We start from the raw sequence: 13,142 nt of genomic DNA on the forward strand, positions 1-13,142 counted from the left end.
TCAGGTCGCAGCAGGCCGCAACGCTAGAATCAGCCCGCTTCGACTACGGAGTTTCACCTCCTACCGGTAGTCTGTTCCGTGCGTATCGGGACGACCGCGCGCAGGTATAGGCCCGATCGGATCGAGACAGCGGAGGTGACATGGCAGGCGACGACGAGACGTTTCCGCCCCGCCCGGTGACCCCACCGAACCGCCGCATCGGTGCACTGTCCGGCAATACGAAGGGCATCACCACGTCCACTGACACTGCCGCCGAGGCGGCCCCGACCCAATCATCGGATGTGAACTCCCAGCAGCCCCCGGTAACCCCGGACCCCGCAACCGCACAGTTCGGAGAGAACGACGCAGACGCCTCGGCGCTGGACATCACCCTGCCGCACGTCGGCGAGCTGACCTCGGCAAGCGAAGACGCCATCGTCGACCCGTCCGAAGCGGTGCTCGAGAGCATCGACCTCGACACCTGGAAGTGGCCCGAGTTCTTCGCCTTCGCACTCACCCGGATGCAGGAGATCTTCCCGACTGGCGGCATCCCGCGTGGCATCGGTCCCGTACGGGAATACGTCACCGAAGACAACGATTTTCGGCCCCTGACCATTGACCGCGAGAAGTGGCCCGCCGCCGACGAGGCCTGGACCACCGTCGGCGACGTCCTCGCCAACACCCACACCGACGCATGGCTCGTCACCCGCAACGGAGTGGCGCTGGCCGAGGAATACGCCTGGCCGATGAAGCCCGCCCGCCAGCACATGCTTTTCTCCGTGAGCAAGTCCATCGTCGCCACCGTCATCGGTGCGCTCGCCGACGCCGGACTGCTGAGCCCCGCAGACCTCGTCACCACGCACGTGCCTGCACTGGCGAAGAGCGGCTACGCGGGAGCCACCATCCGCGACCTGCTCGATATGCGCTCGGGTATCAAGTTCTCCGAGGAATACCTCGAGGAGGGCTCCGAGATCCGAGCCCTGTTCGAAGCGGTCGATTTCGCGCCCCGATCAGCCACCTCGGCGAAGGGGATCAAGAACTTCCTCACCGGGCTGACCAGCGACCGCGAACACGGCTCGGCCTTCGTCTACCGCAGCTGCGAGACCGACGTGCTCGCCTGGATCGCCGAGGCGGTCACCGGCCAGCCGTTCTCCATCGTCGCCAGCGAGTACGTGTGGTCGAAGATCGGCGCTGCCCACGCCGCCCAGGTCTGCCAGGACCGGTGGGGCGGATCAATCGCAGACGGAGCCATCAGCACTACCCTGCGCGACCTCGCCCGCTTCGGCGAGATGATCGCTCGCGGCGGGACGACCGACAACGGCGAACGCGTGCTCTCGGCGGAATGGGTCGAAGACATCTTCACCGGCGCCGAGGACTCCGCAAAGGTCTTCGCCGCGTCCCCGTCGGGACGCTCCTATCCGGGTGGGATGTACCGCAGCCAGTTCTGGATGCCCTCGGCCAACCGCGACGTCGTCATCGGCATCGGCATCCACGGTCAGATACTCTACATCGACCGCGCCACCCAGACCGTCGGCGTCAAGCTCGCCAGCGACCCCGAGCCGGTGAGCCTCGCCGCTCAGCACGGCACCCTGGCAATGTTCGAGGCCATCGCCGAGGCGGTCCCGACCTCCGGCCAGACCCCCGCAACTCCTGCCCCCACCGGTGCGGCTCCGCCGGAAGGTGCACCGGGCACCTCGTCCGCCGCTCCGGTTGCGGCCGCCCCCGCCGCCCCGACTGCAGCCGCTCCCGCTGGCCCGACTGCGGCCGCTCCCGCTACCGCCGGCCCGAGCATCGGCACCCCCGAGGCTGAGGGTGCAGAAACCCTGGCCACCGAGGCCGGCCCGGGCGCTGCAGCACCAGCCGAAGCGGTGCAGGCAGCCGCGACATCCGTCGAATCGCCCCCTGCAGACACCGTCCCCATGCCGGCGGAGACCGCACCTGTGGCACCAGCTCCCGCGGACCCGACACCCGCAGATCCGACACCAGCGGCGCCCGCTGCCCCTGCGAGCGAAGCCGTGCCGCCCGCCGCTGCACCTCAGACACTGCCGCTTCCGGGAGCGCAGCCTGCACCTCTCATCAGCCAGAACACGCTCTACTGACACCAGGCGGCTCGAGGCTTCCTGAAGGAAGATCCGCCTCGAACCAGCGCGGATCATCAAAGCGAATCCACCCCTCCAGCAGGCAGGCCGTGTCTCCATATGACGAAACCGGTGCGCCCGAGGAGCGAGATCGGTAGCGTGAAGATCGGAATGACACCGATCACAGGAGGCACCACGATGTCCGACTTCTTCGACCGCGAGAACGATGCGAAGTACGACAAGGCCTACAAAGAGACCACCCCCGACATCCTCAAGGCATTCGGCGGATTCAACGACGCTGTCTTCGCTGAAGAAGGCCGTGAGATCCCGCTGAAGTACCGCGAGCTCATCGCCTACGCCGTCGGCCTGACCACCCAGTGCGCCTACTGCATCGACGCGCACTCGAACGCCGCCGTCAAGGCCGGCGCCACGGAGACCGAGCTGGCCGAGACCGCCTGGACCGCCTCGGCGATCCGTGCCGGTGGAGCCTTCGTCCACGGTCGTCTGGGCTTCAAGTTCACCGGGGTCCACGAGCACTGAGTTCGCCCCGGGGCGAGTCCCGATTGCCTAGACTGAGAGGCGATCATGAGTGACGACCCCCGCCCCCTTCCGCGCAGAACACCCCGTTCCCGCCCGCACCGCATCCTCGTGCTGGCGCTGGACGAGGTTTCTGCCATGGATCTCGGCGTCCCCGTCCAGGTCTTCGGACGTGAGTCGAACGCCGCCACAGACCGCACCCGCGCCGAGGCGGCCCCACGCTCCCAGCCGAACCTTGGCGCCGAGGAGGCCCCCGCCGTCCCCGGACGACGACCGACGGCCGTGCCCGCAGGGGCCTGGCCCTATGAGGTCGAGGTCTGCGGGATCACCGCAGGCAAAGTCACCGGATCCGACGGACTCGACTACTCGGTGAACCGAGGGCTCGAAGCATTGGAGACCGCGGATACGATCATCCTGCCGGGTGCCACCTCGGCGGTGGCTGACGAACCACCCGCCGCAGTTATCGGGGCACTGCTCTCGGCATTCGAGCGCGGCGCGCGAATCGCCGCGATCTCCACCGGCACCTTTGTCCTCGCACGCACAGGTCTGCTCGATAGGCGACGAGCCACAACGCACTGGTCGACAGCGAAGGAGCTGGCCCGACGGTTCCCCTCGATCAAAGTCGACGAGAACGTCCTCTTCATCGACGAAGGACAGCTGCTGACCTCCGCCGGAGCCGCCTCGGCGATCGATCTGTGCCTTCACCTCATTCGCAGCGATCACGGAGTCGGCCTGTCCAACCAGGTCGCCCGGCGCCTCGTCGCCGCCGCCTATCGCAGCGCCGGCCAGGCGCAGTACGTGCCGCGCAGTGTGCCCGACCCTCTCGGCGATGACTTCGCCGATACCCGCGAATGGGCGCTGCAGCACATCGGCGAGAAGATCACCCTGCGCGACCTCGCCGCGAACGCCGGAGTCTCCGTGCGCACCTTCTCCCGCCGCTTCGTCGAAGACACCGGCTACACCCCCATGCAGTGGGTTCTCAGAGCTCGAGTCGATGTCGCCCGGGAGCTCTTGGAGAACTCCGACCTGGGCATCGAGCAGATTGCTGACCAGGTGGGACTCGGGACCGGGGCGAATCTGAGAATGCACTTCCAGCGCATTCTCTCGACCTCCCCGAACGACTACCGCCACTCCTTCCAAGGCTGAACAGGCACCCCTTCCAGGGGTGAAGAGCAACTCCTTCCAGGGGTGAACACAGTCCGATTCCCAGGCCGAAGGAGGGACACTTTTCGGCGCATTTCTGTGCCTTGGAACACACGAAAATGCCCTTGGCGAGAAACTTTCGGCATCTGGCAATACTACTGGCGAGAACCTTGCGCAGATTGTCTGTCTGGCCACTGTCGGCACTCGCGAAAATTGCCCATGATGGAGATATCAAGACGAATCCCGTGTTCAACATGTACAAGGAGTGACATTGACTCGCATCGCCATCAATGGTTTCGGTCGCATCGGACGCAGCACACTGCGGGCCCTGATCGAGCGCGGCAGCGAGCTCGAGGTCGTGGCCATCAACGACCTCGGCGCCGTCGACGATCTTGCTCGGCTGCTGAAGTTCGACACCACCCTCGGACGCTTCAACCACGACGTCGAGACCACCGAGGATTCCCTCGTCATCGACGGCAAGGCCATCAAAGTCTTCGCCGAGAAGGATCCGGCCAAGCTGCCCTGGGGCGAGCTTGACGTCGACATCGCACTCGAATCGACCGGCCGCTTCACCAAGGCCGAAAAAGCCAGCGCCCACATCACCGCCGGCGCGAAGAAGGTCCTCGTCTCCGCTCCCTCGAAGGGTGCCGACGTCACCCTCGCCTATGGTGTGAACAACGAGGCGTACAAGCCCGAGTACACCGTCATCTCCAACGCCTCCTGCACGACGAACGCCCTGGCCCCGCTGGCCAAGGTCCTCGACGACCTCGCTGGAATCGAGCAGGGCTTCATGACCACTGTTCACGCCTACACCGGTGACCAGATGGTCCAGGACGGCCCGCACAAGGATCCCCGTCGTGCCCGCGCCGCAGCCGAGAACATCATCCCCACCTCGACGGGTGCGGCCAAGGCCATCGGCCTCGTACTCCCGCAGCTCGACGGCAAGCTCAGCGGTGACGCCATCCGCGTGCCCGTTCCGGTCGGCTCGATCGTTGAGATCAACACGACAGTGTCCCGTGAGGTCACCCGCGACGAGGTGCTCGACGCCTACAAGAAGGCTGCTGAAGGCGAGCTCAAGGGCATCCTCGACTATGAGACCGAGCCCGTCGTCTCCTCCGATATCGTCGGCCAGCCCGCTTCGTCCATCTTCGACTCGGCGCTCACTCGTGTTGACGGCAAGCGCGTCAAGGTCGTGGCCTGGTATGACAACGAGTGGGGCTTCTCCAATCGTGTCGTCGACAACCTCGAGTTCATCGGCAAGAATTGACGTTCACTGCTGATGTTTCCCGGCGCTTGTCGCCGGCGACATTTCGGCGCCGAGGTGGTCCCTCGATGCCAACGGATGCAACTGTGGCCTCGAATCTGCTCAATGCGGATTCGAGGCCACAGCCTTTTGAGGACTCAGGCGACCGATTATCGCTGAAGATCCCTGATCTTCGCTGAAGGTGCCTGAGCGCTCAGAAGTCTTCGTCGGAGAACTCAGACATCATCGGCGCCGGGGGTGCCGCCTTCGTCTTCCCAGCGTTCAATGGCGCGGACCTTCGCACGGCTGAACTTCAGACGGACGCCGTAGCCGCCCTCCGAGCCGTCGGGAATGAACCGTGCGCCGTACTGTTCGAGGGTGAGGACGAGGCGACGCTCCTGCTCGGCAGTGATGTTCGCTCTTCCCTTTTCGAAATCCTTGAGTTCGGACTTGTCGATCTCTGCTTTGCCGGCCACGTCCTTGACCGAAACCTGGCAGAGGATCCGCGTTGCGCGCGCAAGGGGGCCGTCGATGATGATCTCTTCTGTGCTCATGGCTCCACCATGCCAGAGCGCACCTGGCGTGCCAAGACGGTGGGCCCGTTGATGGGATCAGCGAATCCCCTGGTGAGGCGGTGTGCATCCGCCTATTGCCCGGAAAATGCCACCATTATTGGCTTCATGTGGTTCGCATGTTCGATTCAACTTCGAGCACGTTGTGTCAGTGCCTGCGGATAGTGTTTCGTTCACGCCTCCGACGGCGGAGTCCGGGGCGACGCATCGCAGGGTGCGATGCATGACGGAAGGTCAGAACAATGGAGATCACGACCAGCAGCATCAGCGAATTGGCGTGGCGCTGTGAAGAGTTCCTCGACGAACGATCAGAACCGCTGACGGTCAGCTATCCGGGCAGTCTCGCGCTGTGCATCCTCGACGCGATCTTTGCGACAGGGTCTCATCCGAAAGCGGTCGACAATGTCGTCGACAGATACATCGCCCGCCACGGTCGCGACGACGGGGCGAAGTCCCTGCGCTACTCGATCGCAGCTGCCGGCGGGGCGGATAACTGGGCGCGGACAGAGATATTTAACCTCAAACCTGCGAGTACGCACTCCGGGGCGGTGCTCAAGGCCGAAGTCGTCGACCGCGCCACTCGATTGATGGCCGATCATGGCATCGACACAGTCGACGACCTCCTCACTGCAGTCGGCGACGCCCCCTCGATCGGACGCGGAGCAAGCGAGGTGGCGCGCACTTGGCGGGACCTGCCCAGCCAGAAATCGGGGACCTCGTGGCGAAACCTGCTCATGCTCGCCGAGTCGACGCACTTCGAGATCGACAGTGGAGTGACGAACTATCTAGCCGAGGTGGCCCTGCCCGTCAGTGAGGTCGACTGTGAGTACGTGCTCGAGACCATCACGGCTGCCGCGGACCTTCTCGGGATCGACGATCGAGTGGTCAAGCGGATCGTCTGGCAGGTCGCGCATCGGCGGATCCTGACGAAACGCACCCGAGGGGATCTGATGCTGCACCAATACGGAGCTGACGCCGGTGCCGCAGTCGGTGCACGATGAGCAGGGGCCGGCTCCGTTCTAACGGAACCTTCGGCGCACTGTAGGTGAGGCCCCGCCCCGTTCCGAACGGGGCCGTCGGTGCTGGTTCGGCGGCTCAGCTCTCCTTATTGCGCCGGTGCTGGGCTGCCAGTCGCACCGGTGCGTTCGGAGCACCGAAGCCGTGATAGCCGGTGCGGCGTTCGACCATCTCGAAGAACACGGAGCCGATCGTCGATGTGTAGAAATGGAGGAATTCTCCGCTGTCGTCACGGTCATAGAGGATGTTGTGCTCGCGCAGTCGATCCAGCGGCTCCGGTGCGAGGTCGAAGCGTGCCGCAAGGTCCTCATAGTAGTTCTGAGGCACTGCGAGGAATTTCAATCCTCGCGCGACCGCAGTCGTTGCCGCAGTGAAGATGTCATCGCAGGCGATGGCCACATGCTCCGGATAGGTCTCGCCGGATGAACCGGCACCTCGGCTCAGCGCGTTGGTGCTGTGATCGGGGGAGACGTTGAGCGGCATCCTCACTGCCCCATCCACACTCGACATCACCTGAGAGCGCACAAGACCGGTAGGGCTTGGTACATCTTGAGACGGCAGTGCGGTCAGGGCAAGCAGGGAGGTGTAGAAGAGCACCGCTTCGTCGTAGTGATGCGCGGGCTGTGCGAGGTTGATGTGATCGATCGCCGACTGCCGGTCGTCCGGAACGTTTCCGAACTCGTCCGTCCACTGCGGATCCTCACCCGTTCCGTTGGCGAAGAAGACCTCCGACCCATCGGGTGCGAAGACCCCGCGCAGTACCTCTTCGTCATGAGCCTGGTCGCGCGGAACCTCGGTGGCCGACAGCAGGAGTGCCCGTTCCATTGCGGCGTCGGCCTCGTCGACCGCGAAGCCGATGCCCCGCAGGTGAGTCCCGGACTCTGCGAGATCGGCTGCTGGGCTGGCGGGCTCGACAGACGGGTCGCCGGATTCTGCGGAATCGACTGCCGGGCCGGCAGATTCCACACCCGGTTCGGTGGTTTCGGTGACGACGATGCGAGCCTGACCGCGTCGCCACAGCTGTACGTGCGGTTTCGTGCGATGGAAGCCGACGAAGCGGAAGCCGAGCTGATGGATCTGCCGGGTGAGCGTACCCAGAGCATCGGTGCTCAGTTCGACGTAGTCGATGCCTCGAGGCTCCGACACGTGGGGCAGAGGCTGCAGATCCAGCCGCACGGGATCGCTGCCCGTCCGAGCTGCAGTCACATTGGCCTCGAGCCACCGCAGAGAACGCAGGCCGTCGACAGCAGTGCGACGAGTGTCGGCCTGACGGAAGGAGTCGTTGAAGACCTCAAGCGACACCGGTCCGGCATAACCGGTTTCCGCGACGCGAGTGAGGAAGTCAGTGAGATCCCAAGCGCCCTCACCGGGGAACACTCGGTGGTGACGGGACCAGCTGAGCACGTCCATCGACAGGGCCGGGGCGTCAGCGAGCTGGAGGAAGAAGATCTTCTCACCCGGGATCTCGGCAATACGAGACAGATCGGTGCCGCGGGAGAGGATATGGAAGCTGTCGAGGCAGGTACCGATGCGCGGATGGTCGGCTGCTTTGACGAGGTCCCAGGCGCGAGCATATTCGGAGACGAACCGGCCCCAGGCCAAAGCTTCGTAGGCGACGTCGACGTCGTACTTCTCGGCCAGATCGCCGAGGCGGCGCAGCTGATCGACGACGACCTCATCGTCGTCGATGGTCGCGGTGGCCACGTTCGAGCACAGCAGGATCGTGGTCATGCCCATTCGCTTCATCAGCTGGAACTTCGCCTCGGCCCGGGCCAAATTGGCGGCGAACTGCTCGTCATCGACGCCTTCGAAATCGCGGAAGGGCTGATAGAGGTCCAGACTCAGTCCGAGCTCTGCGGCCAGCGCAGCGATCGACTCGGGGGAGTTGGGAGAGACGATGAGGTCCTGTTCGAAGATCTCGACTCCATCGAATCCTGCCGTCGCGGCAGCCTGCAGCTTCTCCTCAAGTGTGCCGGACAGGCACACCGTGGCAATCGAGGTTCTCATCGTGACCTTTCCTCATGGACGATATCGATCTCTTCCAAGCTCAGACCCTTCGTCTCCTTTGCCGTCATGGCGACCAGACCGACGAGGACGCAGACACCCGCAGTGAAGGCAGCGACCGAGACCCAGTTCTCTCCTCCGGCGCCGGCGACAGCGGAGGCGAGCACCGGAGCCAGACCGCCGGAGACCGCGAATCCGACCTGAGTGCCCAGGGCCAATCCTGTCACTCGTGCCGTGGTCGGGAACATCTCGGCGTAGAACGAGGGCCAGATGGCATTGGCCAGCGAGTACGCACAGCCGGACATGATGGCACCGAAGATGAAGATGAGCGGCCAGTTCCCGGCCGAGACCGCGCCCAAGTACGGGAACATCATCAGTCCCGCTCCGACGGCGCCGGTGATGAAGACCGGTTTCCGGCCGAATCGGTCGGAGAGCACTGCGGCCGCTGGAATCGCGAACAGGGCGACACCATTGGCGATGACCGAGACGAGCAGCATGGTCGAACGCTCGAGGCCGACGATGGAGGTGGCGAACGACAGCGACCAGACGGTGAAGACCATGTTCACGGTGTTGACCATGGCGCACACGGCCACGCGGATGACCGCGGCCTTGTGCCACCGGAAGACCTGCATGAGCGGAGGATTGTCAGCACGCGCCTCCTTGAATGCCGGTGGCTCCTCGAGCCCGCGACGGATGAGCCAGGCGGTGAGCACGACGGCCGCCGAGAGCCAGAACGGCACACGCCAGCCCCAGCTGAACAGTGCCTCGTCGGGCAGGAAGGCGGTGAAGGGAATGAACACGGCAGTGGCCAGCAGAGTGCCGAACTGGGTGCCGTGCAGTGTCTAGCTCGTCGTCCACGACCTCTTCTCCTCGGCTGAATGCTCGAGGGAGACGGAGATCGCGCTCGCCTGTTCGCCCGAGGCCGACAGGCCCTGGATGATGCGGCAGAGGACGAGCAGGATCGGTGCCAGCATCCCCACCTGGTCATAGGTCGGCAGGCAGCCGACGGCGAAGGTCGAGATGCCCATCAGGAACAGAGTGAGCATGAGGACGAACTTGCGACCGAGCCGGTCACCGAGCGGTCCCATGATGAGTGCACCCAGCGGACGCACGACGTAGGCGACCCCGACCGTGCCCATGGCCAGCAGAATGGCGATTCCTGGCGCGGTGGTCTCGGGGAAGAACAATGTGTTGAGCACCAGTGCCGCAGCGGTTCCATAGACCGCGAAGTCGTAGTACTCCAGAGCGGAACCCGTCCAACTCGACAGGGCCGCGCGCAGCGGTGTCTTCTTCGTGGGGCGAGCTTCCTCGATCGCGTTGCTCATGCTTCCTCGCATCTCTCACTTTCAGGGACAAGGCGGCGGCCTCAGTGCTGTCGAGCGCTGATCAGACCGACGTGATATTGCCATAGTGTGGCAATAGTTGTTACATTGTGGTTTACAGTGTGATTGAGATGACATAGCCTGTCAACGTGGAACGCAGAAATTCTGCTTTCCGGACACATGATGCGTTCCGCACACACCGCCCAGCACCACCGAACTGACACAGCAACGCAAGGAGGCGAAGCATGCCGCCCAAGGGCTCGAACTCGGTGACGAAGACCTTCGAGATGCTCGAACTCCTCGGTGAATCACCCGAGGGCATCAGTGCCGCCCAGGCCGCCGAGACCACCGGCTACCCGTTCTCGACGGCCTACCGCCTCCTCGGCGGCCTCGTCGAATCCGGCTATGCGAGCTTCGACGCCCGCACGAAGATCTACACCCTCGGCATGGAGGTCTTCCGTCTGGCGCAGAAGGTGGCGCACCGGCAGGGTCTGTCCGGAGCGACGAAAGGTCTGCTGCAGGAGCTGACGGCGTCCACCGGAGAATCGAGCATCCTCGCCGTCCGTCGCGGCAACTCCGCACTGACCGTGCTCACCGTCGACGGCCCACAGTTCCGCACCACCACGGATCCGGGTGATGAATCACCGCTGCACACCTCTTCGATCGGACAGGCCCTGCTCGCCCACGACCCGGATGCCGACGCCACGATCGACGCCATCGATCTCGTTGCCCGTACCCCGAACTCGATCACAGACCCCGCGCAGATGCGCGAACGCCTCGAACAGATCCGTGAGAACGGTTGGGCAGGCCAATCCGAGGAGAACGACATCGGCATGAATGCCCTGGCCGTGCCCGTCTTCGACCTCGACGGCACACTGTTGGCCTCACTCGCGCTCGCCGCACCGGTGTTCCGCCGCAGCCTCGACGAGCTCATCGAATTCGTCCCCCAACTGACCGAGACCGCGGCGGCCATCGCCGCCCGATTCCCGAGGTGACCATGCCCGAAATCCTTGTCCTCAACGGCCCCAACCTCAACCTCCTCGGGGAACGCGAACCGGAGATCTACGGCCGCACCACCTTGGCCGATATCGAGACCATGTGTGCCGACACCGCCGCCGAGGCGGGGCTGACCGTCCGCTGCATCCAGAGTAGCCATGAGGGCGGGCTCATCGACGCCGTCCACGACGCCCGGCACTCCACAGTCGGCGCGATCATCAACGCCGGAGCGTATACGCACACCTCCCTGGCACTGCATGATGCGCTGAAATCCTACGACCATCCGATCATCGAGGTGCACCTGAGCAACCCGCATGCCCGGGAGGCCGTGCGCCACCACTCCTACCTCTCACCCGTGGCCGCAGCCGTCATCGCCGGAGCCGGCGCCAAAGGCTATGTCCACGCGGTCGAGATCCTCATCGACTACCTCACGAACGCGAAAGCGAGACTATGACCTCATCCCTCCTCCTCGGCCTCATCGGCGACGGCATCTCCGCCTCCCGCACCCCGCGGATGCACGAGAACGAAGGCGCCGCGCACTCCATCCCCACGATCTACCGCACCATCGACATCAGCAATCCCCGCCTCGCCGAGGTGGGACTCGAGGAGCTCCTCACCGGCGCGGTCCGGCTCGGCTTCGACGGACTCAACATCACCCACCCGTTCAAACAACAGGTCATCGGCCTCCTCGACGAGGTCGATCCGGTGGCCGCGCGCATCAATTCGGTCAACACCGTCGTCATCGACAGCACCGGCCGGACGACCGGATTCAACACCGACGTCACCGGTTTCGCCGCCGGGTTCCGCGCCGGATTGGACGGAGCCGCCACCGAGGCGGTCGTGCAGATCGGAGCGGGCGGAGCCGGCCGTGCGGTCGGGTTCGCGCTCGCCGAACTCGGGATCGGCGAACTCATCATCGCCGACACCGATGTGCGGCGTGCCGAAGGACTGGCCGCGGACATCGTCGAAGCGACGTCGGTCGGAACCCGGGCGAAAGCGATCGGGCTCGATGAGCTGGAGGGGGCGGCCGCCTCGGCGCAGGGGATCGTCAACGCCACCCCGGTGGGGATGAAGGCGTACCCGGGAACCCCGGTCGACACCTCGGCATTCGGATCGGAGACCTGGGTGGCCGATGTCGTGTACTTCCCGCTCGAGACGCAGCTGCTCGCCGAAGCCAGGGCGAAGGGCTGCCGCACGCTCGACGGATCGGGGATGGCGGTCAATCAGGCCATCGACGCGTTCGAACTCTTCAGCGGCCAGAAAGCGGACCCACAGCGCATGCGCGAGACGTTCCTGTCCTTCGGCGCCTGACCGGAATCAGAACCGGCTTTCGCCTCGGCGCAGATGATCAGTCTTCGGAGGCGTCGCCTGCGGCTTTCTTCTGCTTGCGGTATTCCTTGAAGAAGCTGATCGCGAAGATGCCGACGATGAGGGCCAAGGTCAGCCATAGCGCGTACTTGTCGATGACCTTGAGGATGTCGACGGCGGCCTCGCCGAGCTGATAGCCCAGGAACGTCCAGATGAAAGTGAAGATGAGGCAGCCGAGGAGATCGGCGACGAGGAACAGCGACAGGCGCATCCGCGTCCACCCGGCGACGAGGTAGACGAGCGTGCCGGGGATGCCCGGGCAGCGCGAGATCAGTGTCATGAGGAACAGCGCCCAGTTCGGAATCTTCTTCAGCTGGTTGATGCGTTTGAGCTGGCGCTCGTTCTGCGCGAAGAGCCGCAGCACACCTTCGCCCCACCGGCGCCCGGCCAGCCAGAACGCCCAATCGAGTTTGGCCATACCGACGAAGCCCGCGACGATGACCAGCCACAGCGGGATCTCACCGACTCGGGCATAGGCTGCGGCAGCGACGACCGAGGTCTTCGCGCCGTTGATGAATTCCTGGACGACCGGGGCATTGACGAGCATCCACGGTCGCAGCGGCATGAGGCCGAGGTAGATGAGAGGGACGCCGATGATGATGAACAGGAGCAGCTTGTCCAGGCCCTGAGCCTTGCCCTGCCAGGGTTTGATCGCCGCCCACGGATTCTCCTTGGACTCGGCATCGGAACCAGCGTCCGGCCCTGCTGCGTCGGACGCCATCGCTGAGGAATCTGCGGATACGGGCTCTGCCTCGTCGCGGTCCGCGCGATCGTCGCTCATCGATGGGCTCCTGCCGGTCGTCTTGGAGGTCGGCGCTTACGGTATCACAGGCACCCGAACACCCCACCTAAGAAGACTCTCATCCCATCCGGCTCGACTTTG

Annotated in this window: 13 protein-coding genes; 8 read left to right on the plus strand and 5 right to left on the minus strand. The window is 64.6% G+C overall.

The window, feature by feature from the left end; translation table 11 throughout:
* Positions 1-140: 140 nt before the first annotated feature.
* The 4 genes from BEP01S_RS04980 (at position 141) to gap (ending at position 5,004) form a co-directional block, all read left to right on the plus strand.
* Positions 141-2,078 (plus strand): serine hydrolase domain-containing protein, encoded by a 1,938-nt coding sequence (locus tag BEP01S_RS04980; RefSeq protein ID WP_062241118.1) that lies wholly within the window; start codon positions 141-143, stop codon positions 2,076-2,078.
* Positions 2,079-2,228: 150 nt separating this feature from the next.
* A complete protein-coding gene (locus BEP01S_RS04985; RefSeq protein ID WP_244882076.1) occupies positions 2,229-2,597 on the plus strand; it encodes a carboxymuconolactone decarboxylase family protein in 369 nt (122 codons plus the stop codon).
* A gap of 45 nt (positions 2,598-2,642) precedes the next feature.
* Positions 2,643-3,740, plus strand: a complete 1,098-nt coding sequence (locus BEP01S_RS04990) for a GlxA family transcriptional regulator (RefSeq protein WP_062241119.1) — start codon at positions 2,643-2,645, stop codon at positions 3,738-3,740.
* A gap of 268 nt (positions 3,741-4,008) precedes the next feature.
* A complete protein-coding gene (gap, locus tag BEP01S_RS04995; protein ID WP_062241121.1) occupies positions 4,009-5,004 on the plus strand; it encodes a type I glyceraldehyde-3-phosphate dehydrogenase in 996 nt (331 codons plus the stop codon).
* Between the two features lie 212 nt (positions 5,005-5,216).
* Here gap and BEP01S_RS05000 read toward each other — a convergent pair whose 3' ends face one another.
* A complete protein-coding gene (locus tag BEP01S_RS05000; protein WP_174521216.1) occupies positions 5,217-5,534 on the minus strand; it encodes a helix-turn-helix domain-containing protein in 318 nt (105 codons plus the stop codon).
* 260 nt (positions 5,535-5,794) lie between these two features.
* Between BEP01S_RS05000 and BEP01S_RS05005 the strand changes: the two genes are divergently transcribed.
* Complete coding sequence (locus BEP01S_RS05005; RefSeq protein ID WP_062241123.1) at positions 5,795-6,553, plus strand: DUF8548 family protein; 759 nt, start codon at positions 5,795-5,797, stop codon at positions 6,551-6,553.
* A 94-nt stretch (positions 6,554-6,647) separates the two neighbouring features.
* Here the strand turns inward: BEP01S_RS05005 and BEP01S_RS05010 are convergent, their stop codons facing one another.
* The 3 genes from BEP01S_RS05010 to BEP01S_RS17080 are packed head-to-tail and all read right to left on the minus strand — an operon-like array spanning position 6,648 to position 9,898.
* Entirely contained in the window at positions 6,648-8,576 is a 1,929-nt protein-coding gene (locus BEP01S_RS05010; protein ID WP_062241124.1) for a bifunctional sugar phosphate isomerase/epimerase/4-hydroxyphenylpyruvate dioxygenase family protein, read from the minus strand.
* Positions 8,573-9,373, minus strand: coding sequence for an MFS transporter (locus tag BEP01S_RS17075; RefSeq protein ID WP_244882078.1), 801 nt, complete (start codon positions 9,371-9,373; stop codon positions 8,573-8,575). Before BEP01S_RS17075 ends, BEP01S_RS05010 begins: the two co-directional genes overlap by 4 nt.
* A gap of 42 nt (positions 9,374-9,415) precedes the next feature.
* Complete coding sequence (locus BEP01S_RS17080) at positions 9,416-9,898, minus strand: MFS transporter (RefSeq protein ID WP_244882080.1); 483 nt, start codon at positions 9,896-9,898, stop codon at positions 9,416-9,418.
* Between the two features lie 242 nt (positions 9,899-10,140).
* Here BEP01S_RS17080 and BEP01S_RS05020 point away from each other — a divergent pair, with 242 nt between their 5' ends.
* The 3 genes from BEP01S_RS05020 to BEP01S_RS05030 are packed head-to-tail and all read left to right on the plus strand — an operon-like array spanning position 10,141 to position 12,202.
* Positions 10,141-10,890 carry an IclR family transcriptional regulator gene (locus BEP01S_RS05020; protein WP_039209558.1) on the plus strand — a complete coding sequence of 250 codons (750 nt, stop codon included), beginning with the start codon at positions 10,141-10,143 and terminating at the stop codon, positions 10,888-10,890.
* 2 nt (positions 10,891-10,892) lie between these two features.
* Positions 10,893-11,345, plus strand: a complete 453-nt coding sequence (gene aroQ / locus BEP01S_RS05025) for a type II 3-dehydroquinate dehydratase (protein WP_062241126.1) — start codon at positions 10,893-10,895, stop codon at positions 11,343-11,345.
* Positions 11,342-12,202 carry a shikimate dehydrogenase gene (locus BEP01S_RS05030; protein WP_062241128.1) on the plus strand — a complete coding sequence of 287 codons (861 nt, stop codon included), beginning with the start codon at positions 11,342-11,344 and terminating at the stop codon, positions 12,200-12,202. The genes aroQ and BEP01S_RS05030 overlap by 4 nt, the downstream gene beginning before the upstream one ends.
* 37 nt (positions 12,203-12,239) lie before the next feature.
* On the opposite strand, the gene BEP01S_RS05035 is transcribed toward BEP01S_RS05030, so the two are convergent.
* Positions 12,240-13,040, minus strand: coding sequence for a DedA family protein (locus BEP01S_RS05035; protein ID WP_062241131.1), 801 nt, complete (start codon positions 13,038-13,040; stop codon positions 12,240-12,242).
* Positions 13,041-13,142: the final 102 nt, after the last annotated feature.

Origin of the sequence: Brevibacterium epidermidis NBRC 14811, from assembly GCF_001570805.1 — a bacterium.
Lineage (GTDB): Bacteria > Actinomycetota > Actinomycetes > Actinomycetales > Brevibacteriaceae > Brevibacterium > Brevibacterium epidermidis.